Origin of the sequence: Streptomyces kanasensis, assembly GCF_043077165.1 — a bacterium.
Taxonomy (GTDB): Bacteria; Actinomycetota; Actinomycetes; order Streptomycetales; family Streptomycetaceae; genus Streptomyces; species Streptomyces changanensis.
On sequence record NZ_JBIBSF010000003.1, the window covers coordinates 1 to 23,529 of the forward strand.

The 23,529-nt window shown below is 75.7% G+C and carries 18 protein-coding genes and 1 pseudogene; 11 read left to right on the top strand and 8 right to left on the bottom strand.

Going from position 1 to position 23,529, the window contains the following annotated elements; translation table 11 throughout:
* Positions 1-630: 630 nt before the first annotated feature.
* Complete coding sequence (trpS, locus tag ACF053_RS08765; protein WP_391953224.1) at positions 631-1,632, top strand: tryptophan--tRNA ligase; 1,002 nt, start codon at positions 631-633, stop codon at positions 1,630-1,632.
* A gap of 63 nt (positions 1,633-1,695) precedes the next feature.
* On the opposite strand, the gene proC is transcribed toward trpS, so the two are convergent.
* The 3 genes from proC to ACF053_RS08780 form a co-directional block, all read right to left on the bottom strand.
* The gene (gene proC, locus ACF053_RS08770) at positions 1,696-2,505 is read right to left on the bottom strand and encodes a pyrroline-5-carboxylate reductase (protein ID WP_058942863.1); all 810 of its coding nucleotides are present in this window, start codon (positions 2,503-2,505) and stop codon (positions 1,696-1,698) included.
* A gap of 141 nt (positions 2,506-2,646) precedes the next feature.
* Positions 2,647-3,162: a hypothetical protein gene (locus ACF053_RS08775; protein ID WP_391953225.1), complete on the bottom strand. Its 516-nt coding sequence runs from the start codon at positions 3,160-3,162 to the stop codon at positions 2,647-2,649.
* Positions 3,163-3,307: 145 nt separating this feature from the next.
* Positions 3,308-3,571, bottom strand: a complete 264-nt coding sequence (locus ACF053_RS08780) for a peptidase (RefSeq protein ID WP_391953226.1) — start codon at positions 3,569-3,571, stop codon at positions 3,308-3,310.
* Positions 3,572-3,747: 176 nt separating this feature from the next.
* Between ACF053_RS08780 and ACF053_RS08785 the strand changes: the two are divergent.
* Positions 3,748-6,091: pseudogene (locus tag ACF053_RS08785) on the top strand (protein kinase domain-containing protein).
* Positions 6,092-6,471: 380 nt separating this feature from the next.
* On the opposite strand, the gene ilvD reads toward ACF053_RS08785, so the two are convergent.
* The 3 genes from ilvD to ACF053_RS08800 all read right to left on the bottom strand — a co-directional run bounded on the left by ilvD (position 6,472) and on the right by ACF053_RS08800 (position 10,447).
* Positions 6,472-8,325, bottom strand: a complete 1,854-nt coding sequence (gene ilvD / locus ACF053_RS08790) for a dihydroxy-acid dehydratase (RefSeq protein WP_391953227.1) — start codon at positions 8,323-8,325, stop codon at positions 6,472-6,474.
* 317 nt (positions 8,326-8,642) lie between these two features.
* Complete coding sequence (locus ACF053_RS08795) at positions 8,643-9,482, bottom strand: sugar phosphate isomerase/epimerase family protein (RefSeq protein ID WP_391953680.1); 840 nt, start codon at positions 9,480-9,482, stop codon at positions 8,643-8,645.
* Positions 9,483-9,517: 35 nt separating this feature from the next.
* Entirely contained in the window at positions 9,518-10,447 is a 930-nt protein-coding gene (locus ACF053_RS08800; RefSeq protein ID WP_391953228.1) for a Ppx/GppA phosphatase family protein, read from the bottom strand.
* 49 nt (positions 10,448-10,496) lie between these two features.
* Between ACF053_RS08800 and ACF053_RS08805 the strand changes: the two genes are divergently transcribed.
* Positions 10,497-11,411, top strand: a complete 915-nt coding sequence (locus tag ACF053_RS08805) for a hypothetical protein (RefSeq protein WP_391953229.1) — start codon at positions 10,497-10,499, stop codon at positions 11,409-11,411.
* 25 nt (positions 11,412-11,436) lie between these two features.
* Here the strand turns inward: ACF053_RS08805 and ACF053_RS08810 are convergent, their stop codons facing one another.
* The gene (locus ACF053_RS08810) at positions 11,437-13,158 is read right to left on the bottom strand and encodes a BACON domain-containing protein (RefSeq protein WP_391953230.1); all 1,722 of its coding nucleotides are present in this window, start codon (positions 13,156-13,158) and stop codon (positions 11,437-11,439) included.
* Positions 13,159-13,349: 191 nt separating this feature from the next.
* On the opposite strand from ACF053_RS08810, the gene radA reads away from it, so the two are divergent.
* A complete protein-coding gene (gene radA, locus ACF053_RS08815) occupies positions 13,350-14,762 on the top strand; it encodes a DNA repair protein RadA (RefSeq protein ID WP_391953231.1) in 1,413 nt (470 codons plus the stop codon).
* A 477-nt stretch (positions 14,763-15,239) separates the two neighbouring features.
* Positions 15,240-16,361, top strand: coding sequence for a DNA integrity scanning diadenylate cyclase DisA (disA, locus tag ACF053_RS08820; protein WP_058942855.1), 1,122 nt, complete (start codon positions 15,240-15,242; stop codon positions 16,359-16,361).
* Positions 16,362-16,404: 43 nt separating this feature from the next.
* Here disA and ACF053_RS08825 read toward each other — a convergent pair whose 3' ends face one another.
* A complete protein-coding gene (locus tag ACF053_RS08825) occupies positions 16,405-17,271 on the bottom strand; it encodes a hypothetical protein (RefSeq protein WP_391953232.1) in 867 nt (288 codons plus the stop codon).
* Between the two features lie 169 nt (positions 17,272-17,440).
* Between ACF053_RS08825 and ACF053_RS08830 the strand changes: the two genes are divergently transcribed.
* From ACF053_RS08830 to cseC, 6 genes are all read left to right on the top strand, one after another.
* Positions 17,441-18,226, top strand: coding sequence for a phosphatase PAP2 family protein (locus tag ACF053_RS08830; RefSeq protein ID WP_391953233.1), 786 nt, complete (start codon positions 17,441-17,443; stop codon positions 18,224-18,226).
* A 369-nt stretch (positions 18,227-18,595) separates the two neighbouring features.
* Positions 18,596-19,510, top strand: coding sequence for an A/G-specific adenine glycosylase (locus ACF053_RS08835; protein ID WP_391953234.1), 915 nt, complete (start codon positions 18,596-18,598; stop codon positions 19,508-19,510).
* A gap of 400 nt (positions 19,511-19,910) precedes the next feature.
* Entirely contained in the window at positions 19,911-20,492 is a 582-nt protein-coding gene (locus ACF053_RS08840; RefSeq protein ID WP_391953235.1) for a SigE family RNA polymerase sigma factor, read from the top strand.
* Positions 20,493-20,551: 59 nt separating this feature from the next.
* A complete protein-coding gene (locus ACF053_RS08845; RefSeq protein ID WP_391953236.1) occupies positions 20,552-21,310 on the top strand; it encodes a hypothetical protein in 759 nt (252 codons plus the stop codon).
* 19 nt (positions 21,311-21,329) lie between these two features.
* A complete protein-coding gene (gene cseB, locus ACF053_RS08850) occupies positions 21,330-22,034 on the top strand; it encodes a two-component system response regulator CseB (protein ID WP_391953237.1) in 705 nt (234 codons plus the stop codon).
* A 168-nt stretch (positions 22,035-22,202) separates the two neighbouring features.
* Positions 22,203-23,525 carry a two-component system sensor histidine kinase CseC gene (gene cseC / locus ACF053_RS08855; RefSeq protein WP_391953238.1) on the top strand — a complete coding sequence of 441 codons (1,323 nt, stop codon included), beginning with the start codon at positions 22,203-22,205 and terminating at the stop codon, positions 23,523-23,525.
* Positions 23,526-23,529: the final 4 nt, after the last annotated feature.

The window sequence follows — 23,529 nt, forward strand, 5'->3', positions numbered from 1 at the left end:
CCCTCTCGGGCTTTCCTCCGGGCGCTTCCCTTCGGTCTTTCGTGTTTCCAGTCTAGCAGATCCGATTTCTCGTTCCTGCCACCCGCTGGAGCGGGTTGCCGGGCCGTTCTCCGCTTTCGCGTTTCCCTTTCCGGCGGTTCCGACTCTATCAGATCCTTTCGGGCCTGATTCCCAGTCAGAGGGGTTTGTCTTTCCGGCCCTTCGGCCGTTCCGACGTCGTGAACACTAGCGAATCCCCGGCTCCGACGCTAATCGGGTCCCGCTCTTTCGAACGTGGATTCTGCATTTCGCAAAAGCGCACGCCTGGCGGCGCGACGGAATGTCGCTCGCTGGAGGTGGGTCTTGCGGAATGGCTGTCCGGGGACCGACCGGGGTCGGCGCTCACGTCGGACAACTCGGAGAACACTACGCAGCACGCAAACCACTGTCAACCCTGGTCCCGGCCCCGTACGCTCGGGGCATGACAGCGTGTGCGCGCACCCTCCAGTGGTGGGCCGCCTGAGGGCGGCCGCGCTGACACGCATGCAGACAGACGGCCGCCGCCCCCGGCGGCCGTTCGTGTTTCCCCTCCCCCGTGAGGGCCGGCCGCCGGGGCGGTGGTCGGCCAGGAGCGAGAGGGAGAGGACGAACGTGACACGGGTCTTCAGTGGTGTGAAGCCGACCGGCCACCTGACGCTGGGCAACTACCTCGGGGCGGTACGGCGCTGGGTCCGGGAGGACCAGTACCGGGCGGACGCGCTCTTCTCGGTGGTCGACCTGCACGCCTTGACCGTCGAGCACGAGCCCGCGCGCGTGCGGCGGCTCAGCCGGCAGGCGGCGACGCTGCTGCTGGCGGCGGGGCTCGACCCGGAGCGGTGCACGCTCTTCGTGCAGAGCCACGTCGACGAACACGCCCGGCTGTCGTACCTGCTGGAGTGCACCGCAACCGACGGCGAGATGCGGCGCATGATCCAGTACCGCGAGAAGGCGGCGCGTGAACGCGGCAGGGGCGGCAGTGTGCGGCTGTCGTTGCTGACGTACCCGGTGCTGATGGCGGCGGACATCCTGGCGTACGCGACGGACGAGGTGCCGGTGGGCGACGACCAGGCGCAGCACGTCGAGCTGACGCGGGACCTCGCGGTGCGGTTCAACCAGCGGTACGGGCACACCTTCACCGTGCCGCGCGCGACCCGTCCGGTGGTGGCGGCACGGGTCATGGACCTGCAGGACCCGACGGCGAAGATGGGCAAGTCCGACGGCGGCGGGCCGGGCGTCGTCCACCTGCTCGACGAACCGGACGCGGTGCGCCGCAAGGTCATGCGGGCCGTCACCGACGGCGGACGGGACGTCGTCCACGATCCGGCGGGGAGGCCGGGGCTCGCCAACCTGCTGGAGGTGCTCGCCGCGTGCACCGGCGGGGGCGACCCGGCGGAGCTGGCGGCGGGGTACTCCTCGTACGGGGCGGTGAAGCGGGACGTCGCCGAGGCCGTGGTGGAGCTGCTGCGGCCGGTGCGGGAGCGGCACGCGGAGCTGGTGGCCGACCCGTCGTACGTGGGCGGGGTGCTGCGGGAGGGCGCGGCGCGGGCCCGGGCGGTCGCCCGCCCCGTCGTGGACCGGGCCTACCGGGCCGTGGGACTGCTGCCGCCCGTCTGACGGTCCGCGGTGGCGCGACCGGGTGGGGGCGGGGCGTGCGTCCCCACCCGGTGTCGGCGGGCGTCAGCCGTTGCCGGAGGCCAGTTCGCGGCTGCGGTCGCGGGCGGCCTCCAGGGCGGCGATGAGGGCGGCGCGTACGCCGTGGTTCTCCAGCTCGCGGATGGCGCTGATGGTGGTGCCGGCCGGGGAGGTGACGGCCTCGCGCAGTTTGACGGGGTGCTCGCCGCTGTCGCGGAGCATCACGGCGGCGCCGATGGCGGCCTGGACGATGAGGTCGTGGGCCTGGGCGCGGGGGAGGCCGAGGAGGATGCCGGCGTCGGTCATCGCCTCGACGAGGAAGTAGAAGTAGGCGGGGCCGGAGCCGGACAGGGCGGTCGCGGCGTCCTGCTGCGACTCGGGGACACGGAGGGTCTTGCCGACGCCGCCGAAGATCTCCTCGGTGTGGCTGAGGTGTCCGGCGGTGGCGTGGCTGCCGGCGGAGATGACCGACATCCCCTCGTCGACCAGGACGGGGGTGTTCGGCATGACGCGGACGACCGGGGTGCCGGCGGCGAGGCGCTCCTCGATGAACGCGGTGGTGATGCCGGCGGCGGCGCTGATGACGAGGCGGTCAGGGGTGACGTGGTGGGCGAGCTCGTCCAGGAGTCGGCCCATGTCCTGCGGCTTGACGGCGAGGATGAGGGTGTCGGCGCGCTTGGCGGCGTCGGCGTTGGAGACGGCCTCGACGCCGTAGCGGGTGCGGAGCTCCTCGGCGCGTTCGGGACGGCGGGCGGTGACGAGGAGGTGGGCGGCGGGCCAGCCCGCCCGGATCATGCCGCTGAGGAGCGCCTCGCCGATCTTTCCGGTGCCGAGGACCGCGACTGTCTGGGTCATTGCTCTGCTCACCTCGCCGTGGGGGGACGTGCCTGGCGTCATCCTCGCACCGGCGCGGGGGCGGCGGTGCCGCCGTCCGAAGGGCGGTACGGGTGGGGCGGGGTGTGGCGGGCGGCGGGGCGCTCGGCCGGGACGGGGGTGTCAGGGGCGGCGGCGGCGCTTGGTGCGGGCGCGGGCCGCCGGGTTGCCGGCCCGGGTGCCGCGGCGCTTCTCGTACCGGGCGCGGGCCGTCTCGTACTCGCCGCGCACGAGCTTCTCGCCGGGGGCCTCGACGAGGCAGCGCAGACCGTACGCGACGAGGGTGCCGACGAAGCCGATCGCCTTGAGGCTGCGCAGGGCCTCCTCGCGGGCCGGGTCGGCGGGGCGCCGGGTGAAGCCCGACCAGGTGCGCTGGAAGGCGATGGCGGTGCAGACGGCGAACATGGCGACGACCAGGCCGTTCGCGAAGCCGCCCACGCGCGCGATGGCCAGCCCCTCGTAGGCGAAGCGGAGGAGGAAGGCTCCCGCGACGGCCGCGGCGAGGGCGCCGACGGCGAGGCCGGCGCGCCGCGGCCCGTACCCGCCGTCGTGGTCGACCCAGGTCGTGCCGAAGAAGCGGAGGGGCTCGGGCCGCGGTCCGCCGGGCGTGCCCGGGGTGTCGGTGGGGTCGTCGCTCACGGGGCGATTATCCCCCCGCGCGCGCCGGGCGCCTCCGGCCCGGTCGGCGGGGCCGGTGGGCGGGGGGCCGGTGGGCGGGGGCTCGCACCGCGGGCGGGGGCTCGCTGCCGGGGGCGGGTGCCCGGCCGCGGCGGCGGGTGGGTGCTCAGCCGCAGCGGACGGCGACGTAGCCGTCGCTGCCGGTCCGCACGTAGGCGTCGGCGACGTACTGGCCGTTGCCGATGTTGTCCCAGATGCTGGAGGTGCCGTACGGGCCGGTGACGCGGGTGCCCGGCATCTGGCAGTTGATCGGGACGCTGACGCCCTCGGGCAGCATCTTCACGATGCCGTACTGGGTGCCCGGTCCGCTGCGGACGTTGAGCCGGACCCCCGGTGCCACCGGATAGCGCTTGACGGAGTGGGTCTCCATGCCGAAATCCCCCCTGGGAGACGCCCGCGGGACGCGGGGCGTGACTGTGGACCGGAGGCTAACAAGCCCCACCGCCGTCGCACGCATCATCGACTAGGCTCCGTGCGTCGCGCCGTGCGCCGGTCGTGCGCCGGTCGCGCGCCGCGCGTCCGAGCGAGCACACACGGGGGTGGATGATGCCGCCGCTGCGCAGCTCCGGTCCCGTACCGGAAGCGGAGCATCCGGAGTACGCCGGCAGGTACCGGCTCGGGGAGTGGCTGGGGTCCGGCGGCATGGGGGTCGTCCGGCTGGCGGCCTCGGACTCCGGGCTGCGCCTCGCGGTGAAGGTCGTGCACCGTGAACACGCGGCGGATCCCGAGTTCAGGGCGCGGTTCCGGCAGGAGGTCAGTGCCGCGCGGCGGGTGAGCGGGGCCTTCACGGCGCCCGTCGTGGACGCCGATCCGCAGGCGGCGCGCCCGTGGATGGCCACCTTGTACATCGACGGCCCGACGCTCTCGGAGCGGGTCAAGCGGAACGGGCCGTTGAACGCGGAGGAGCTGCGCAGGCTCGGGGCGGGCCTGGCGGAGGCGCTGCGCGACATCCACCGGGCGGGCGTCGTCCACCGCGATCTGAAGCCGAGCAACGTGCTCCTCGCGGCGGACGGACCGAAGGTCATCGACTTCGGGATCTCGCGGCCCACCGACAGCGACGTGCGCACCGAGACGGGGAAGCTCATCGGCACGCCGCCGTTCATGGCGCCGGAGCAGTTCCAGCGGCCCCGGGACGTCGGGCCGGCCGCGGACGTCTTCGCGATGGGCGCGGTGCTGGTGCACGCGGCGACCGGGCGGGGGCCCTTCGACTCGAACAGCCCGTACGTGGTGGCGTACCAGGTCGTGCACAACGAACCGGATCTGTGCGGGCGTGCCGCGCGAGTTGGCTCCGCTGCTGGTGCGCTGCCTGGCGAAGGACCCCGCCGACCGGCCCACGCCGGAGGAGGTGATGGGCGCGCTGCGGGTGCCGGGCGGCGACGTGCCGGCGGCCGGTGGCGACGGGGCCGGGTCCGCTGGAGCGCCGGGGCCGCGATCGGGGCCGGGGCCGGTAGCCGGCCGGGGCGGGTCCGTGGCGGGGGACGGTGACTCCCCGGCGGGACGGGACGCGCGCGTGCCGGCGCAGCGCGGGCCGGTGGACGACGCGGCCGGGGCGGATGGCGACGGCCGGGCGGCCCGTGCGGAGGCGGCCCGCGGGGGCGCGGCCCCCGGCGGCCGGGAGGGTGCGCGCGGGGGCGCCGTGCCGTGGGGGCGGCGCCGTCTGGTGTGGGGCGCCGCCGCGGTGGCGCTCGCGGCGGCCGTCGCCGGTGCGGTCCTCGCCCTGCCGGGCTTCGGCGAGCGGGGCGGCGCGCGTGACGGCGGGCCCGCCGTCGTCGCGGCGGGTTTCCGGCCCTGGGCGGCACCGCTGGGTACGGCGGGCGGGGGCGCGCGGCCGCCGGTGTGCGCCGCCGCGCGGGACGCGCTGTACTGCGCCGCGCCCGGGGTGAAGGCCGCCCGACTGGCCGTGGCCGACGGGGCGCGCGCCTGGTCGGTGCCCGCCGCTGGTGCCGCCGTGCCCGGACAGGGCGCCGCCGTGGTGCCCGCCGGCGGGCTGGTGCTCGTGGTGGGTGCGGGCGCGGAGGCCGGCGCCCGGCTGGAGGCGCTGGCCCCCGCGACCGGCGCCGTCCGGTGGCAGGCCGCGCTCGGCACGTACGCCCAGGTCGTACCGGGTGGCGACACGGTGCTGGCCGTCCACCCCGACGGGCGGGTGCGGGCGCTGGACGCCGCGACGGGCGCCGAGCGGTGGACGGGGCGTCCGGCGGCGCGCGGGGCGCAGTGGGTGGGCGGTCCGGACGGGCCGCTGTTCGCCGCGGAGGTCGCGGCCGACGGGGCGACCACCCTCGTCGCCGCCGTCGACCCCGCCGACGGCCGTGTGCTGTGGCGGGAGCGGCTGCGGGGTTCGCTGACACCCGTACAGGCGACGGGCCGGGGGCTCGTGCTGCTCTCCGCCGACGCGGATCTGTACACCGACGCGGTGGTACGCCTGACCGTCGCCGCCGGCACGCACACCGGTGCCGGTGCGGGTGCGGGTGCGGGTGGCGGCTCCGACGGCCGGGCGGCGCGGCGGGTGGTGACGCGGGTGGCCCTCGGCGGCCCCGTCGACCAGGCCCAGGCCGTGGCGGAGGGCGACACCGTGTACGTCGTCGGCTCGGGCGGGTCGCTCACGGCGGTCGACCTGGCCGCCGGGCGCGAGCGGTGGCGGCTGGGGACGGAAGCGGCCCGGGTGTCGCGGCCGGTCGTCGCGGACGGACGCGTCCTGCTGATGGCCGGGGACGGACGGCTGCTGGCGGTGGACGCCGCACGGGGCGTGCTGGTGGGGCAGACCGCGCCGCGGATGGCGGGCGGGGGACGGACGTTCGTGCCCTTACTGCCCGCGCCGGTCGTGGTCGACGGGAAGGTGTTCGCGGGAGCTCCGGACGGGGTGGTGTTCGCGGTCGACCCGGCCGGGTGGTGAGCGCGCCCCCGCCACTCCGGTGCGCCCGCGTCCCGTCCGGCCGGAGACGTTCCGGAGACGTCCCGCCGGCGGACGCACCCGCGCCATGCGCCCACGCCAGGCCCACGCCGCATGCGGCGCGCCCCGCACCGGCACGCCCGCCTCGCCGCATCGCCCCGCCACGCGCCCCACGCCCGCCCGCCCACCCGCAGGAGCCCGCCCACGGCCCCGGACGGACCCGACCCGACCCGCCCCGGGAGCCACCCGCCCCAGCCGCGGAGCGATCCGACCCGCCCACGACGGCCCCAACCCCGACCCGACGCCCCGCGGAACACCGCGGCCGCCGTCCCGCCGGGGTGGGCGGGACGGCGGCCGGGGCCGGGCGGGCGCGGGGCGCCGCGTCAGCCGAGCTTGTTCACGTCCCGGACCGCGCCGCGGTCGGCGCTGGTGGCCATCGCCGCGTACGCGCGCAGCGCCGCGGACACCTTGCGGGTGCGGTCCTTCGGCGCGTACACCCCGCCCAGCGCCTCACGGCGGACGGCGAGGGTCGCGTCGTCGACCAGGAGCTCGATCGCGCGGCTCGGAATGTCGATGCGGATGCGGTCGCCGTCCTCGACGAGGGCGATCGTGCCGCCGGACGCCGCCTCGGGCGAGGCGTGGCCGATGGACAGGCCGGACGTGCCGCCGGAGAACCGGCCGTCGGTGATCAGCGCGCACGTCTTGCCGAGGCCGCGGCCCTTGAGGAACGACGTCGGGTACAGCATCTCCTGCATCCCGGGGCCGCCCTTGGGGCCCTCGTAGCGGATGACGACGACGTCGCCGTCGCGGACCCGCTTGTTGAGGATCTTCTCGACGGCCTCCTCCTGCGACTCGCAGACGACCGCCGGGCCCTCGAAGGTCCAGATCGACTCGTCGACGCCGGCCGTCTTCACGACGCAGCCGTCCACCGCGAGGTTGCCCCGCAGGACCGCGAGGCCGCCGTCCTGGGAGTAGGCGTGCTCCGCGGAGCGGATGCAGCCGTTCTCCGCGTCGTCGTCCAGGGCCTCCCACCGCTCCGACTGGGAGAACGCCTCCGCCGAGCGGCGGCAGCCGGGCGCCGCGTGCCACATCTCGACCGCCTCGGCGGACGGGGAGCCGCCGCGGACGTCCCACGTCTTGAGCCAGTCCGCGAGGGAGGGGCTGTGGACGGCGTGGACGTCCTCGTTCAGCAGGCCGGCCCGGTGCAGCTCGCCCAGCAGGGCGGGGATGCCGCCCGCGCGGTGCACGTCCTCCATGTAGTACGTGCGGTCCTTGGCGACGTTCGGCGCGACCTTCGCCAGGCAGGGCACGCGGCGCGAGACGGCGTCGATCTCCTCCAGGCCGAAGGGGACGCCCGCCTCCTCGGCGGCGGCCAGCAGGTGCAGGATCGTGTTGGTGGAGCCGCCCATGGCGATGTCGAGCGCCATCGCGTTCTCGAAGGCGGCGAAGGTGGCGACGTTGCGCGGCAGGACGGAGGCGTCGTCCTGCTCGTAGTAGCGCTTCGTCAGCTCGACGACCGTGCGGCCCGCGTTCTCGTACAGGGCGCGGCGGGCCGTGTGGGTGGCGAGGACCGAGCCGTTGCCGGGGAGGGACAGGCCGATCGCCTCGGTCAGGCAGTTCATCGAGTTGGCGGTGAACATGCCGGAACACGAGCCGCAGGTCGGGCAGGCGTTCTCCTCGATGCGGAGGATGTCCTCGTCCGAGATCCGGTCGTTCACGGCGTCGGAGATCGCGTCGACCAGGTCGAGCGTGCGGACCGTGCCGTCGACCAGCGTGGCCCGGCCCGACTCCATGGGGCCGCCGGAGACGAAGACCGTGGGGATGTTCAGGCGCAGGGCCGCCATCAGCATGCCCGGGGTGATCTTGTCGCAGTTGGAGATGCAGATCAGCGCGTCGGCGCAGTGCGCCTCGACCATGTACTCGACGGAGTCGGCGATCAGGTCGCGGGAGGGCAGCGAGTACAGCATGCCGCCGTGGCCCATCGCGATGCCGTCGTCGACGGCGATGGTGTTGAACTCGCGCGGGATCGCCCCGGCCGCCTTGATCGCGTCGCTGACGATCCGGCCCACGGGCTGGAGGTGCGTGTGCCCGGGGACGAACTCCGTGAAGGAGTTGGCGACCGCGACGATGGGCTTGCGCCCGATGTCCTCGCCCGGTACACCGGAGGCGCGCATCAGGGCGCGGGCGCCCGCCATGTTGCGGCCGTGGGTGACTGTGCGGGACCTCAGTTCGGGCATCGTCGCTCGCTCCTCGTCGATGAGATCTGGCTCCTTCGAGCGTACGCCGCCACTCCAAGATCTGGACAGCCCGTCCGCATACCGGGACGCGAGGGTCGCCTGTCGGTCACTCCCGGCCCGGGGCACCGCCGGCCCGTCCCGGACATCGGGCGGGGCCGTGGTGGGTCACCCCCGGTCGGCGGCGACAGCGGGTTCACTCCTGCGGTGCCCGAGGCCGCCGACCCCGAGGAGGTGACCCGCCGCGGGCCCCGGCCCCGGCCCCGCCCACCGGCCTCCGGGCCCGCGGCGAGGAGTGCCGGCCGGTCGCGCTGTGCCGGTCAGGGGAGGCGGGCCGCCGACGCCAGGTGCAGCCGGGTGAAGGCCAGCGCCTCGGCGAGGTCGGCCTCGCGTTCGGCGGCGGACATCGCGCGCCGGGTGTTGACCTCGATGACGACGTGCCCGTCGAAGCGGGTACGGGCCAGGTGCTCCAGCAGCTCGGCGCACGGCTGCGTACCGCGCCCCGGCACGAGGTGCTCGTCCTTCGCGGAGCCCCGCCCGTCGGCGAGGTGGACGTGGCCGAGCCGGTCGCCCATCCGGGAGACCATCGCCATCGCGTCGGTGCGGGCGGTCGCCGTGTGGGAGAGGTCGACGGTGTAGTGGCGGTAGTCGTCCTTCGTGACGTCCCATTCGGGCGCGTAGGCGAGCATCTCGCGGTCGCGGTACCGCCAGGGGTACATGTTCTCGACGGCGAAGCGGACGTCCGTCTCGTTCGCCATCCGCCAGATCCCCTCGACGAAGTCGCGGGAGTACTGCCGCTGCCAGCGGAAGGGCGGGTGGACGACGACCGTCGACGCGCCGAGCTCCTCCGCCGCCGCCCTGGCGCGCTGGAGCTTGACCCACGGGTCGGTCGACCAGACCCGCTGGGTGATCAGCAGGCAGGGGGCGTGCACGGCGAGGACGGGCACCTGGTGGTAGTCGGAGAGCCGGCGCAGCGCCTGGAGGTCCTGGCTGACGGGGTCCGTCCACACCATGACCTCGACGCCGTCGTACCCGAGGCGGGCGGCCACCTCGAAGGCCGTGGCCGTCGACTCCGGGTAGACCGACGCCGTCGACAGGGCCACCTTCACCGGGGGCGGGAGCACCACCGCCCGCTCCGCCTGCTGCGCCACGTCTGCCAGATCTCCCACGAAGGACAGCGTACGGTCCCCTCCCGTCACTCGGGGAGGTGGTCGAGGCGGCGCAGGATGACGCCCTCGCGCAGCGCCCAGGGGCAGATCTCCAGTTCGTCGACCCCGAACAGGTCCATCGCGGCCTCCGCGACCAGCGCCCCCGCCAGCAGCTGGGCGGCCCGGCCCTCGGAGACGCCGGGCAGGCCGCGGCGCTGCTCGGTGGTCATGGAGGCGAGCTTCGGCACCCACGTCTCCAGTGACGTACGGCTCAGCACCCGCTGCACCTGCAGCCCCTCGCCGGAACCCGCGGCACCGGCGATCCGGGCGAGCTGCTTGAACGTCTTGGACGTGGCGACGACGTGGTCCGGCCTGCCGAGGCGGGCGAACTCGCCGACGGTCCGGGCTATCCGCGCCCGCACGTGCCGGCGCAGCGCCTTCACGTCGGCGGGGTCCGGCGGGTCGCCGGGCAGCCAGCCGGCGGTGAGCCGCCCGGCGCCGAGCGGGAGCGAGACCGCCGCGTCGGGCTCCTCGTCCATCCCGTACGCGATCTCCAGCGAGCCGCCGCCGATGTCGAGGAGCAGCAGCGTGCCGGCGGACCAGCCGAACCAGCGGCGGGCGGCGAGGAAGGTGAGGCGCGCCTCCTCCTCGCCGGTGAGGACTTGGAGCGTGACGCCGGTCTCCTCGTGCACGCGCGCGAGGACGGCGTCGGCGTTGGACGCGTCGCGGATCGCGGAGGTCGCGAAGGGGAGGACCGCCTCGCACCCCTTCTCCTCGGCGGTGTGCACGGCGTCCCCGACGACCGCGACGAGCCGGTCGATGCCGCGGGCGCCGATCGCACCGTCCGGGTCGAGCAGTTCGGCGAGGCGCAGCTCGACCTTGTGCGAGTGCGCGGGGCGCGGCCGGGCGCCCGGGTGGGCGTCCATCACCAGCAGGTGCACCGTGTTCGAACCGACGTCGAGGACTCCGAGTCTCATGCCCGAACGCTACTGCTCCCCCGTTCCGTCCTGCGCCTACGCTGGAGGGGTGCCAAAGACGAAGAAGGTCAAGCCGGGCGAAACCGGACCCGGCAAGAAGCGAGACGCCCGCGGGGCCGCCGCGGCGGACGTCCCGTACGAGGACGAGAAGGGCCTGGACTTCCCGCGCGCGTGGGTGGAGTTCCCCGACCCGGCGGACGAGGACCAGGTGTTCCGCTGCGACCTGACGTGGCTGACGTCGCGCTGGACGTGCATCTTCGGCAGCGGCTGCCAGGGCATCCGGGAGGGCCGGGCCGACGACGGGTGCTGCACGCTGGGCGCCCACTTCTCGGACGAGGACGACGAGCGGCGCGTCGCGGAGCACGTGGGGCGGCTGACGCCGGAGCTGTGGCAGTTCCACGACGTGGGCACCGAGTCGGGCTGGGTGCAGCTCGACGAGGACGGCGAGCGCCAGACGCGGCGCTGGAAGGGCTCGTGCGTCTTCCAGAACCGCCCCGGTTTCGCGGGCGGCACCGGGTGCGCGCTGCACATCCTGGCGCTGCGGGAGGGACGCGAGCCGCTGGAGACGAAGCCGGACGTGTGCTGGCAGCTGCCGGTGCGGCGCACGTACGACTGGATCGAGCGCCCGGACGACACGAAGGTGCTCCAGATCTCGATCGGCGAGTACGACCGCCGGGGCTGGGGCCCGGGCGGCCACGACCTGCACTGGTGGTGCACGTCGGCCACGTCGGCGCACGGCGCGGGCGACCCGGTGTACGTGACGTACCGGCCGGAGCTGACGGAGCTGATGGGCAAGGCGGCGTACGACGTGCTGGTGGGGCTGTGCGAGGCGCGGCTGGCGTCCGCGCTGCCGCTGATGGCGCCGCACCCGGCGGACCCCGTGCCGGCGCGGGCGCCGGGGCCGGGCACGGGCCCGGCGGGTCCGGGGCCCGTGGACCTGCCGTACCCGGTGCCGCGGGCGTGAGGAGCGGTTCGGTCCCGGCTCCGGCCTAGCCGGTGGGCTCCCCGCCCGGGGAGGGGGCGTCCGGGTCGCCGGGGGCCGGGGGCGGGGGCTCCGACGCGGGCGGCGGATCCGAGGACGGGGGTGGCTGCGTCGACGGGGGCGGCTGCGTCGCCGGCGGTTCGGTCGTCGACGGGGGCGGGCCGCCGGGCGGCGTGGACGGCTGCGTCGGCCGGGACGCCGGCGGCGCCGGGGGGCGTGGTTTCGCGGTGTGGGACGGCGGGCGTTTCGGCCCGTGCCCGTCGATGCCGACGACGGCGCCCGAGGGGTTGACGCCGACGCGCGCGCTCCAGGGCCCCTGCGGTTCGCGGGCGCGGTCGACGGAGACGAACACCCGCTCCGAGCGGCCAGGCTCCAGCGTGCCCGAGGTGCGGCTGGCGTACAGCCAGGGCGCGTCGCTCCACAGGGACCACGCGACGGGGCCGCCGCCGGACGCGGTGAGGGTGAGCATCGTCGTGTCGCCGTACGGCTGCGCGGCGACCGTGACGCGACCGGGTCCGTGACCGCCCGGGGCGGACGGGGACCCTGCCGTACCGGGACTGATGACCTCCACGGAGACGTCCGGCGCCTGGCTCGGGGTACGGAAGCGGGGGTCCGCCGCGCCGGTGCGGGCGTTGCCGGTGTTCTCGTAGTGGCGGTTGCCCGCGGGCTGGGCACCGGCCCCGTCGGCGGCGGTGACCGCCGGGTCGTCGCGTCCGTCGCCGATCGACACGTCCCCGCGGTAGGCGGCCCACAGGGCGAGGACGGGCGCCGCGATGACGGTGGCGACGACCGTGGTGGTCACCGCGCGGGCGCGCATCCGGTCCCGGCGCGCCGCGTGGTCCTTGGGGTCGAGGGGGAACCCGTCCCGCCCGAAGCGGGGGCCGGCGGAGCGGGTGCGCCGGACGTGCAGCATCGCCGCGCACGCCGCGGCGCGCGGCGCCGGTACGAGGGGGAGCGTCGCGGGCGTGACCGTGGAGCCGGGCCACGGGCCCGCGGCCTCGGCCCGCTCGGCGGCGCGGCGGCACAGCGGGCAGTCGTCGACGTGCCGCACCAGCTCGCGGCGGAGGGCCGCCGACAGCAGCACCTGGTGGTCGCCGGTGAGCCGGGCCACCGCCGAGCACGTGCCCGTCTCGACCACGGCGAGCGCGGCGCGGGTCCGCTCGACCTCGCAGGCCGCGGCGGACAGCAGCTCGCGGGCCGCCTGCGGGGCCATGCCGAGCACGGCGGCCACCTCCGGGGCGCCCAGCCGGTGGCGCACCGCGAGCTCCAGCGCCTCCCGCTGCTCCGGCGAGGTCCCGGCGGCCTCCGGCCAGGCGAGCGTGGCCAGCTCGCGGCGGCGCCGCTCGGCGGTCTCCTCGGACACGCGCGGCGCCTCCTCCGCGCCGGGCCGCCGAGCGGAGTGGGCGCCCTGGCGCCCGCGCCGCTGCTCGCCGAGCTCGCGCAGGCAGGACCAGCGGGCGAGGGCGTACAGCCAGGCACGGCGGCGCGACTCGTCCGCGGGCCCGCGCCCGTGCTGGCGCTCGGCGACGGCCAGCACCTCGCCGAGCACGGACGTCGCCGCGTCGTGGTCGCACAGGACGGAGAGGCAGTAGGTGAACAGACCGTCGACGTACGGCTCGTACCGCGCGGGCGGGCGCTGCGTGAGCGTCCCGGGACCGCTCCGGGGCGCACGGCGCTCCACCCGGTGTGCGCCGGTGGTGTACGTGGGGGGCTCCAGCCTGCTGCTCATCACCCGGCGACCGTAGGCGGCCACAGGCACACTCTCCGTACCCCTCCGGCTCTTTTAAGCCTTACGGGTGAACGTATCCCTCGAAAGGGGACAGTGGGATTTGCCAATGGCGCGTGACCCCCCTAACGCGGCCGTCCCGGGCGACGCCGGTGCGGACGGGGTTGTCAGTGGCGGCCGCTACGGTGTGGCGCATGGCTGCCCGTACGAAATCCACCAAGGACCGGCCGTCCTACCGCTGCACCGAGTGCGGATGGACGACGGCCAAATGGCTCGGCCGCTGCCCCGAGTGCCAGGCGTGGGGGACGGTGGAGGAGTACGGCGCGCCCGCCGTGCGCACGACGGCGGCCGGGCGGGTGTCGACGGCCGCGCTGCCCATCGGTCAGGTCGACGGCCGGCAGGCCGAGGCGCGCGGGACGGGGGTCGACGAGCTGGACCGGGTGCTCGGCGGGGGGCTGGTGCCGGGCGCGGTGGTGCTGCTCGCGGGCGAGCCCGGCGTCGGCAAGTCGACGCTGTTGCTGGACGTGGCCGCGAAGGCCGCGAGCGCCGAGCACCCGACCCTCTACGTGACGGGTGAGGAGTCGGCGAGCCAGGTGCGGCTGCGGGCGGACCGGATCGGGGCCGTCCACGACCACCTGTACCTGGCCGCCGAGACGGACCTGTCGGCGGTGCTGGGACACCTGGACGCGGTGAAGCCGTCCCTGTTGGTGCTGGACTCGGTGCAGACGGTGGCGTCCCCGGAGATCGACGGGGCGCCGGGCGGCATGGCGCAGGTGCGGGAGGTCGCCGGGGCGCTCATCCGGGCGTCCAAGGAGCGGGGCATGGCGACCCTGCTGGTCGGGCACGTCACGAAGGACGGTGCCATCGCGGGGCCCCGGCTGCTGGAGCACCTCGTGGACGTGGTGCTGCAGTTCGAGGGCGACCGGCACGCCCGGCTGCGGCTGGTGCGGGGCGTGAAGAACCGCTACGGGGCGACGGACGAGGTGGGCTGCTTCGAGCTGCACGACGAGGGCATCACGGGCCTCGCCGACCCCAGCGGGCTGTTTCTCACGCGCCGCGCCGAGCCCGTGCCCGGCACGTGCCTGACGGTGACGCTGGAGGGGCGGCGTCCGCTCGTGGCCGAGGTGCAGGCGCTGACGGTCGACTCCCAGATCCCCTCGCCCCGGCGGACGACGTCCGGTCTGGAGACCTCCCGGGTGTCGATGATGCTGGCGGTGCTGGAGCAGCGGGGGCGGATCAGCGCGCTGGGCAAGCGGGACATCTACAGCGCGACGGTCGGCGGCGTGCGGCTGTCCGAGCCCGCCGCGGACCTCGCCATCGCGCTGGCGCTGGCGTCGGCGGCCAGCGACACGCCGCTGCCGAAGAACCTCGTGGCGATCGGTGAGGTCGGCCTCGCCGGAGAGGTGCGGCGGGTGACGGGCGTGCAGCGGCGGCTCGCCGAGGCCCACCGGCTCGGCTTCACGCACGCCCTCGTGCCGTCCGACCCGGGGAAGGTGCCCGCGGGGATGCGGGTGCTGGAGGTGGCGGACATGGGTGAGGCGCTGAGCGTCCTGCCCCGCCGTCGCCGCGCCACCGCCCCGGCCCCGGGCGCGACCGAGGCCGACTGAGGCCGACTGAGGCCGACTGAGGCCGACCGAGGCCGACTGAGGCCGACTGAGGCCGACTGAGGCCGACTGAGGCCGAGCCCCCGCCGGGCCCCGCGGGCCGGGCGGGGGCTCGGGCGCCGTCCGGCTGAGGCCGGGCGCGGGCCGCGGGGCGGGCGCGACCGGTGGGGCGCGCTCGGCGGGGGTGACCGAGGCGCGGGCGGCGCTCCGACCGTCGCGAGCGGGCCGCGGACGCACCGCGGGTGGACCGCAGGCTTACCGCGGGTGGACCGCGGACGGACCGCGGGTGGACCGCAGGCTTACCGCGGGTGGACCGCGGGTGGGTCACTGCGGCGTGCCGCAGGGCATCATCGAGAGGGGTGGGGCCCGGGGTACGGGGGCCCTCCGTCCCGGGCGGATTCACGGCCGCAGCCCTCGGCCCGGTGGGGGTCGCTAGACTTTGGCCTGGTCTCGCCCACCCGTACGAGCCGGAGGAGTGCAGTGGCAGCCAACGACCGGGGAACACCCGGAAAGTCGGGCGGAGGCTCCGGCAACGAAGCGCTCATGCGCGCGTCGCTCAGCGCGGTCGCCCCGGGCACGGCGTTGAGGGACGGACTGGAGCGCATCCTCCGCGGCAACACGGGCGGTCTGATCGTCCTCGGCATGGACAAGACCGTCGAGTCGATGTGCACCGGCGGCTTCGTGCTGGACGTGGAGTTCACCGCGACCCGCCTGCGCGAGCTGTGCAAGCTCGACGGCGCGCTCATCCTCGACAAGGACAGCACCAAGATCCTGCGCGCGGGCGTCCAGCTGGTGCCCGACGCGTCGATCCACACCGAGGAGACCGGCACCCGGCACCGCACCGCGGACCGGGTGTCGAAGCAGTGCGGGTTCCCCGTGATCTCCGTGTCGCAGTCGATGCGGCTGATCGCCCTGTACGTCGACGGCGAGCGGCGCGTCCTGGAGGAGTCCGCGGCGATCCTGTCGCGCGCCAACCAGGCCCTCGCCACGCTGGAGCGGTACAAGCTGCGCCTGGACGAGGTCGCCGGCACGCTCTCCGCCCTGGAGATCGAGGACCTGGTGACCGTCCGGGACGTGACCGCCGTGGCGCAGCGGCTGGAGATGGTCCGCCGGATCGCCACCGAGATCGCCGAGTACGTGGTCGAGCTCGGCACCGACGGCCGCCTCCTCGCCCTCCAGCTGGACGAGCTGATCGCGGGCGTCGAGCCGGAGCGGGAGCTCGTCGTGCGGGACTACGTCCCCGAGCCGACCGCGAAGCGGTCCCGTACCGTCGCGGAGGCGCTCACCGAGCTGGACGCGCTGTCCCACGCCGAGCTGCTGGAGCTGCCCACCGTGGCCCGCGCGCTCGGTTACAGCGGATCGCCGGAGACCCTCGACTCGGCCGTGTCGCCGCGCGGCTACCGCCTCCTCGCGAAGGTGCCGCGCCTGCCCGGGGCGATCATCGAGCGGCTGGTGGAGCACTTCGGCGGACTGCAGAAGCTGCTCGCCGCGAGCGTCGACGACCTCCAGACCGTCGACGGCGTCGGCGAGGCGCGCGCCCGCAGCGTGCGGGAGGGCCTGTCGCGGCTGGCCGAGTCGTCGATCCTGGAGCGGTACGTCTGACCCGCCCGGCGAGCGGCGCGTCCGGCCCGCCCGGCGCCGTCCGTCAGTCCTTCGCCAGCGTGATGGAGGAGCGCAGCACGCCCTTCACGCCCGGCACGGTCGCCTCCGCGAGGTAGGTGCCGGGGCCCGCGACCCGGGGGGAGGGGGTGCCGCAGCGGGGCGCGCTGTGGCGGCGGTCCCACGCGACGGTGTACGTGGCGGTGCCGCCCGCGGGGACGGAGACGTAGGCGCGGCCGTCGCCCCGGAGGCAGTCGTCGGACGACCAGATCTCCTCGTCCTTCCCGTCGCTGATGGTCAGGACGGCCGTCGCCGGGCCCAGGTCGGTCTTGCAGCCGGTCGCCGACGTGTTGCGCGCGGTCAGCCGGAAGCGGGGCTCCTCGCCGGGGGCGTACGAGACCTTGGTGCTGCTGAGGGTGAGCTGGAGCGCGCCCGGGACGCAGTGGGGTAGCGGGGAGTCGGCGGGGACCAGCCGGGCCGAGCCCGTGGCACCGCCCTGTCCGCCGCCGGCGCCGCCCGCGGCCGCGCCGCCACCGGAACCCGCGCCGCCGGTACCCGTACCGCCCGGACCGCCCGCGCCGGAGGCCGTACCGCCGGAGCCGCCCGCGCCCGCCGTACCGCCGGAACCCGCCGTACCGCCGGTTCCGCCCGTGCCGCCGGAACCGCCGGTGTCGTCGCGGCCGCCCGGCGCGGCGCTGATGGCCGGGCCCGACGGTGAGGGTCCCGGCGTGATCGACGGGGCGGGCGAAGCACCGTTGGCACCGTCGCCGCCCTTGCCGCCGTCGCCGTCACCGGAGCTGACGAACCAGGCGACGAGCAGCGCGAGCAGCGCGACCACGCCCGCGAGGACCGCCCTCCGCCGCCAGTAGATGGAGGAGGGAAGCGGCCCGACCGGATTGCGCAGAGATCCCACGCGAAAACTGTACGAGAGATCGACGCCAACTCCCGCCCCACCCGCCGCTCCTGCGCCAAATTCTGCCGATGATCACACATCCGTGGGGTCGTTGGCGGCGATCGGCGGCGGTGCGTCGGGGGGAAGGCGCCGAACGAGCGGTTCCGGCGGCCGGGTACCGTCGCTCCTCATGAGTCAGGACCTCTATCGCTCCGTCACCGATTTCGCGCAGGACACCCCGCACTGGGTGCAGGTCTTCTTCGAGATCGGCACCGACGCCGGACTGCTGGTCTTCGGTGCGCTGTTCGTCGTCGCCTGGTGGCGGGTGCGCCCCGCCGACCCGCGGGCCGTGGCGGTCGCCGCGCTCGCCCCGGTCGCCACCGCCTTCGGCTACGTCGTCAGCGAGACCCTCAAGTCACTGGTGGACGAGGAGAGGCCGTGCCGGGCGGTGGTGGGCGCCGTCGCGTCGATCGCCGAGTGCCCCCCGTACGGGGACTGGTCGTTCCCGAGCAACCACTCCGCCATCGCCGGCGCCTCCGCGATGGCGCTCGCGCTGGCGTGGCGCCGCATCGCGTGGCTGACGGCGCCGTTGGCCGTGCTGATGGCGTTCTCCCGGGTCTTCGTGGGCGTGCACTACCCGCACGACGTGGCGGCGGGTCTCGTCGTGGGCGCGCTGGCCGTGGTCCTGTTCGTCCGGGTGCTGACGGGCCCGACCGCGCGACTGGTGGGGACGATGCGGACGAGCGGGTCGTCGGCGGCGCGGTGGCTCGCGGGCCCCGGTCCCGACGCCCGGGTCGGCGCGGTGGCGGCGGGCGCCGAGCGGTCGGGCACCGCCCACGGCGTGCCCGGCGGCGCCCTCCACGGCGGACCCGGCAGCGGCTTCCACGGCGACGCCCACGGTGACGCCCGGCCGGTGGTCCCCCAGCAGCGCGGACGACGCGGACGGCGCGAGGCGGCGCACCGGCGCGTCTCCTGAGGCGTACCGGGTGCCCGGGCCCGGAGGCGCGCCGGATGTGCGGGCGCCCGGACCTCGCCGAGGCGCACGGGGGTCCGGAGGCGCGACGGGCGTACCGGCCGCGCCGACTTCGCTGAGGCACACCGGGGGTCCGGGGCGTCCCGATCCCCTGCGGCGCACCGGCGTGTCCCCTGCGGCGCCCGGGGCCCTGGGGGTGCCCGGGGCCTTGGGGGTGCCCGGCGCCTTGGGGGTGCCCGGCGCCGCCCCGGGGTGTTCGGGGTCGCCCCGGCGCACCCGGCGATCTCCCGGGGCGTCCGGCGGCGCCGCGTCCGGGCCGTGGTCCGGGGTAACGCGGGAAACGACGGCGGGACGTGTCAGGATCGTCGTGCCATGACTGCGATCGAGACTCCCGAAGCGGCCCCCGCCCCCTCACCGGACCGACTCCACACCCCCGTCCTCGCGTGGTTCGACCAGCACGCCCGCGACCTGCCCTGGCGGCGCCCCGAAGCGGGCGCGTGGGGGGTGATGGTCAGCGAGTTCATGCTCCAGCAGACCCCGGTCAGCCGGGTCCTGCCGGTGTACGAGCAGTGGCTGGCGCGCTGGCCCCGCCCGGCCGCACTGGCGGCCGAGGCGCCCGGCGAGGCCGTCCGCGCCTGGGGGCGCCTGGGCTACCCGCGCCGGGCCCTGCGGCTGCACGGCGCGGCCGTCGCCATAACGGAACGGCACGGCGGTGACGTGCCGAGCGACCACGCGCAGCTGCTCGCCCTGCCCGGCATCGGGGAGTACACGGCGGCGGCGGTCGCCTCGTTCGCGTACGGGCAGCGCCACGCCGTCCTGGACACCAACGTCCGGCGCGTCATCGCCCGTGCGGTGTCGGGCGTCCAGTACCCGCCGAACGCCACGACCGCCGCCGAGCGCCGCATCGCGCGTGCCCTGCTCCCGGACGACGAGGCCCGGGCGGCCCGCTGGGCGGCGGCCTCGATGGAGCTCGGCGCACTGGTGTGCACGGCCCGCAACGAGGACTGCGGACGCTGCCCGATCGCCCGCGAGTGCGCCTGGCGGCTCGCCGGGAAGCCCGCCCACGAGGGCCCGGCGCGCCGCGGCCAGACGTACGCCGGTACCGACCGGCAGGTGCGCGGCAAGCTCCTCGCGGTGCTGCGCGAGGCGCACGGCCCCGTCCCGCAGGCCGCGTTGGACGCGGTCTGGCACGAGCCCGTGCAGCGGGCCCGCGCCCTGGACGGCCTGGTCGCGGACGGCCTCGTCGAGCCCCTCGACGGCGGACGCTACCGCCTCCCGTCGGCCTGACGGTCGGGGCCCGGCGGGGGTCTCCCCGCCCGGGCCCGGCGCCGCCCCGCTCCCCGCTCCCCTGGCCCCGTGCCCCCTCCCGGCGGCCCCGTCCCGTCCTCCGCGGGGCCCCGCCCTGCCCTTCCGGCGGCCCCGACTCGCCCTCCCGGCGGCCCCGAGCCCGTGGCCGCTCGGGGCCGCCGCGGCCGTACCGCTGCGCGTCCCCGTCCTCACACACCGCTGTCACACCACCGCTGTTACACAACCGATGGACAGCCGTGCGCCCGCCGCAGGGTGGATCGGACAGTGCCGTGACAAGCGCTCCGTAACTTCTCGTGGTGTCAGCGCGGGGAAGCCGGCCGGAGTGGCCGGCGGCGCTGCGGGACCACGGCTTGTCACGGGGAAACGGAGGCGGTTCGGGATGTCGCACGGCGAGGTGCTCGGATTCGAGGAGTACGTCCGCACACGGCAGGACGCCCTGCTGCGCAGCGCCCGGCGACTGGTGCCCGATCCGGTCGACGCCCAGGACCTGCTGCAGACCGCGCTGGCCCGTACGTACGGCCGCTGGGACGGCATAGCCGACAAGTCCCTCGCCGACGCCTACCTGCGCCGCGTCATGATCAACACGCGGACCGAGTGGTGGCGCGCCCGCAAGCTGGAGGAGGTGCCCACCGAGCAGCTCCCCGACGCGTCCGTCGACGACGCGACCGAGCAGCACGCGGACCGGGCCCTGCTCATGGACGTGCTGAAGGTGCTGGCGCCCAAGCAGCGCAGCGTCGTCGTCCTGCGGCACTGGGAGCAGATGAGCACCGAGGAGACCGCGGCCGCGCTCGGCATGTCGACCGGTACGGTGAAGAGCACACTGCACCGCGCGCTCGCCCGGCTCCGCCAGGAGCTGGAGAACCGGGACATCGACGCCCGCGCCCTCGACCGGCGCGCCCGGAGCGGGGTGCGCGGCGACGGGCGGGGTCAGGGACGGGAGCAGGAGCGGTGCGCGGCCTGAGCGGTAGACGCGGGAACGGCGGCCCGGCACGGGCCGCCGCCCCCGGCGCGGCGGCCCCGATGACGGCCGGGGCCGGGACGGCGGCCGGGGCGGGAGCGGGCACGGCGGCCGGGACGGCTGCCGAGGCCCGGACCGGGACGACGGCCGGGGCCGACAAGGGGACGACGGCCGGGAGCGGACGGGCGGCGGGGACGGCGGCGATGGCCGGCCTCGCCGCCGTCGGTCTGCTCGGGCTCCTCGCCGCCGGCTGCTCCACCGGGGGCACCGGCACCCGCGACGAGGGCGCGGCCCCCACGGAACAGGGCGGGCCCTCCGGCGCCGCGGCCCCCTCCCCCTCGGCCTCCTCGCCCTTCGAGCGGGTCGACGCGGTCGAGCTGCTGAAGAACGACCCGAAGGTCAGCGACCGGGTGAAGAAGGACCTCCGGCCCTGCGGCCCGGACGCGTACCCGGTCGACACCTCGTACGGCAACCTCACCGGAACCACCGCGGCCGACGTCGTCGTCAACGTACTGACGTGCGGCGACGCCGTCGGCGTAGGAACGTATGTGTACCGGAAGCGGGAGCAGAAGTTCGAGAACGTGTTCGCGTTGGAGGAGCCCGCCGTGTACTCGGCGATCGACCGGGGCGACCTCGTCGTGACCAAGCAGGTGTACGCGAAGGGCGATCCGATCGCGTATCCGTCCGGCGAGGAGGTGATCACCTACCGGTGGTCGTCGGACAGGTTCACGGAGCACTACGTGGTGCGCAACGAGTACAGCAAGGCCGTCGAGGGCGGGGACATCAGCGGTCCCGCGCCGACCGGCCCGGGTGAGGACTGAGGGCGCGGGAGGACGGGGTATGGCGGAGACGCGTGTGCTGTTCGTCGAGGACGACGACGTGATCCGGGAGGCCACGCAGCTGGCCCTGGAGCGGGACGGGTTCGCCGTGACGGCGATGCCCGACGGCCTGTCCGGGCTGGAGTCGTTCCGCGCGCGGCAGCCGGACATCGCGCTGCTGGACGTGATGCTCCCCGGGATGGACGGCGTCAGCCTGTGCCGCCGCATCCGCGACGAGTCGACGGTGCCGGTCATCATGCTGTCGGCGCGCGCCGACTCGATCGACGTGGTGCTGGGCCTGGAGGCGGGCGCGGACGACTACGTCACCAAGCCGTTCGACGGCGCGGTGCTGGTGGCCCGGATCCGGGCCGTGCTGCGGCGCTTCGGCCACGCCGGCGGTGCCGCCGGCGACGGCGGCGACCGGGGCGGGCCGGGCGAGCGCGGCCTGCTGCTCTTCGGCGACCTGGAGGTCGACACGGAGGGCATGGAGGTCCGCAAGGGCGGCGCGCCGGTCGCGCTGACGCCCACGGAGATGCGGCTGCTGCTGGAGTTCTCCTCCGCGCCGGGCACGGTCCTGTCGCGCGACAAGCTGCTGGAACGCGTCTGGGACTACGGCTGGGGCGGCGACACCCGCGTCGTGGACGTCCACGTGCAGCGGCTGCGGACGAAGATCGGACAGGACCGGATCGAGACGGTCCGCGGTTTCGGGTACAAGCTCCGGGCGTAGCCCCGCCGCGCCGGGCCCCGCCCCCGCACGGCTCCGCCGCGTACCGCAGCCCCCGTACCGCGCGGACGCACCGCCCGGGGACGCCTCCGCCGGCCCGTACCGCTCCTCCCCGACCCGCTCCGTACAGCTCCGCTCCGCACCTCCCCGCACAGAACAGGACGACGTCCGATGAAGCAGCCCGCACTGCGGACCGGTGTCCGATGGAAGATCTCCATCGCGATCGCCGCCGTGGGCGCCCTCATCACGGTCGCGCTGAGCCTGGTCGTCCACAACGCCGCCCGCGTGTCGATGCTCGACAACGCCCGCGAGGTCCAGATGGAGCGGCTGCTGTTCGCGCAGCGCGTGTACGAGGCGTCGAAGCCGAAGGAGCCGCGCTTCGGCACCAAGCTGAACGACCCGAGCCTGCCGCGCGAGCTGAAGCGGCTCGTGGACCGCAGGCACCGCGGCACCTACGTGCAGGAGCACGCGAGCGGCGCGCCCGACGTCTGGGCGGCCGTGCCGCTCGGCAACGGCGACGTGCTGTCGCTGCACACCCCGTTCGCGGACCGCAGCGCGACCGTCATGAAGCGGCTCGACGAGGCGCTCGTCGTCGGCTCGGTCTCCGTGGTGTTCGTCGGCTCGGCGCTCGGCGTGCTGATCGGCGGCCAGCTGTCCCGCCGGCTGCGCAAGGCGGCGACCGCGGCGGGGAAGGTCGCCCAGGGGAACACGGACGTGCGGGTGCGCGACGCGATCGGCGGCGTCGTCCGGGACGAGACGGACGAGCTGGCGCGGGCGGTGGACGCCCTGACGGACGCCCTGCACGAGCGGATCGAGGCGGAGCGCCGGGTCACCGCGGACATCGCGCACGAGTTGCGCACCCCCGTGACGGGGCTGCTGACGGCGGCGGAGCTGCTGCCGCCCGGCCGCCCGACGGAGCTGGTCAGGGACCGGGCGCGGGCGATGCGGACGCTGGTCGAGGACGTCCTGGAGGTGGCCCGGCTGGACAGCGCGTCGGAGCGGGCCGAGCTCCAGGAGATCACCCTCGGTGAGTTCGTCAGCCGGCGCGTGCGGGTGGTGAACCCGGACGCGGTGGTGCGGGTGGTGCACGAGTCGTGGGTGAACACCGACCCGCGCCGGCTGGAGCGCATCCTCGGGAACCTGCTGAGCAACGCCGCCAAGTACGGCAAGCCGCCGGTGGAGGTCACCGTCGAGGGGCGGGTGGTGCGGGTGCGCGACCACGGTCCGGGCTTCCCGGAGGCGCTGCTGCGCGAGGGGCCGAGCCGTTTCCGCACCGGCGCGAGCGACCGGGCGGGCGCCGGTCACGGTCTGGGCCTGACGATCGCGGCGGGTCAGGCGCGGGTCCTGGGGGCCCGGCTCACCTTCCGCAACGCGGCGCCGGAGGGCACCGCCCCGGGCGCGGGGGGTGCCATCGCGGTGCTGTGGCTGCCGGAGCACGCCCCCACCAACACGGGGAGCTTCCCCATGATGCAGTTCCCGCCGGACGAGACCTGAGCCG

Excerpts from the sequence above, each read along its gene's own strand:
- radA (WP_391953231.1), top strand. The coding sequence starts at position 13,350 with ATGGCTGCCCGTACGAAATCCACCAAGGACCGGCCGTCCTACCGCTGC.
- ACF053_RS08830 (WP_391953233.1), top strand. The coding sequence starts at position 17,441 with ATGAGTCAGGACCTCTATCGCTCCGTCACCGATTTCGCGCAGGACACC.
- ACF053_RS08835 (WP_391953234.1), top strand. The coding sequence starts at position 18,596 with ATGACTGCGATCGAGACTCCCGAAGCGGCCCCCGCCCCCTCACCGGAC.
- ilvD (WP_391953227.1), bottom strand. The coding sequence starts at position 8,325 with ATGCCCGAACTGAGGTCCCGCACAGTCACCCACGGCCGCAACATGGCG.
- cseC (WP_391953238.1), top strand. The coding sequence starts at position 22,203 with ATGAAGCAGCCCGCACTGCGGACCGGTGTCCGATGGAAGATCTCCATC.
- ACF053_RS08810 (WP_391953230.1), bottom strand. The coding sequence starts at position 13,158 with ATGAGCAGCAGGCTGGAGCCCCCCACGTACACCACCGGCGCACACCGG.
- ACF053_RS08845 (WP_391953236.1), top strand. The coding sequence starts at position 20,552 with ATGACGGCCGGGGCCGGGACGGCGGCCGGGGCGGGAGCGGGCACGGCG.
- cseB (WP_391953237.1), top strand. The coding sequence starts at position 21,330 with ATGGCGGAGACGCGTGTGCTGTTCGTCGAGGACGACGACGTGATCCGG.
- ACF053_RS08780 (WP_391953226.1), bottom strand. The coding sequence starts at position 3,571 with ATGGAGACCCACTCCGTCAAGCGCTATCCGGTGGCACCGGGGGTCCGG.
- proC (WP_058942863.1), bottom strand. The coding sequence starts at position 2,505 with ATGACCCAGACAGTCGCGGTCCTCGGCACCGGAAAGATCGGCGAGGCG.
- ACF053_RS08840 (WP_391953235.1), top strand. The coding sequence starts at position 19,911 with ATGTCGCACGGCGAGGTGCTCGGATTCGAGGAGTACGTCCGCACACGG.
- ACF053_RS08800 (WP_391953228.1), bottom strand. The coding sequence starts at position 10,447 with ATGAGACTCGGAGTCCTCGACGTCGGTTCGAACACGGTGCACCTGCTG.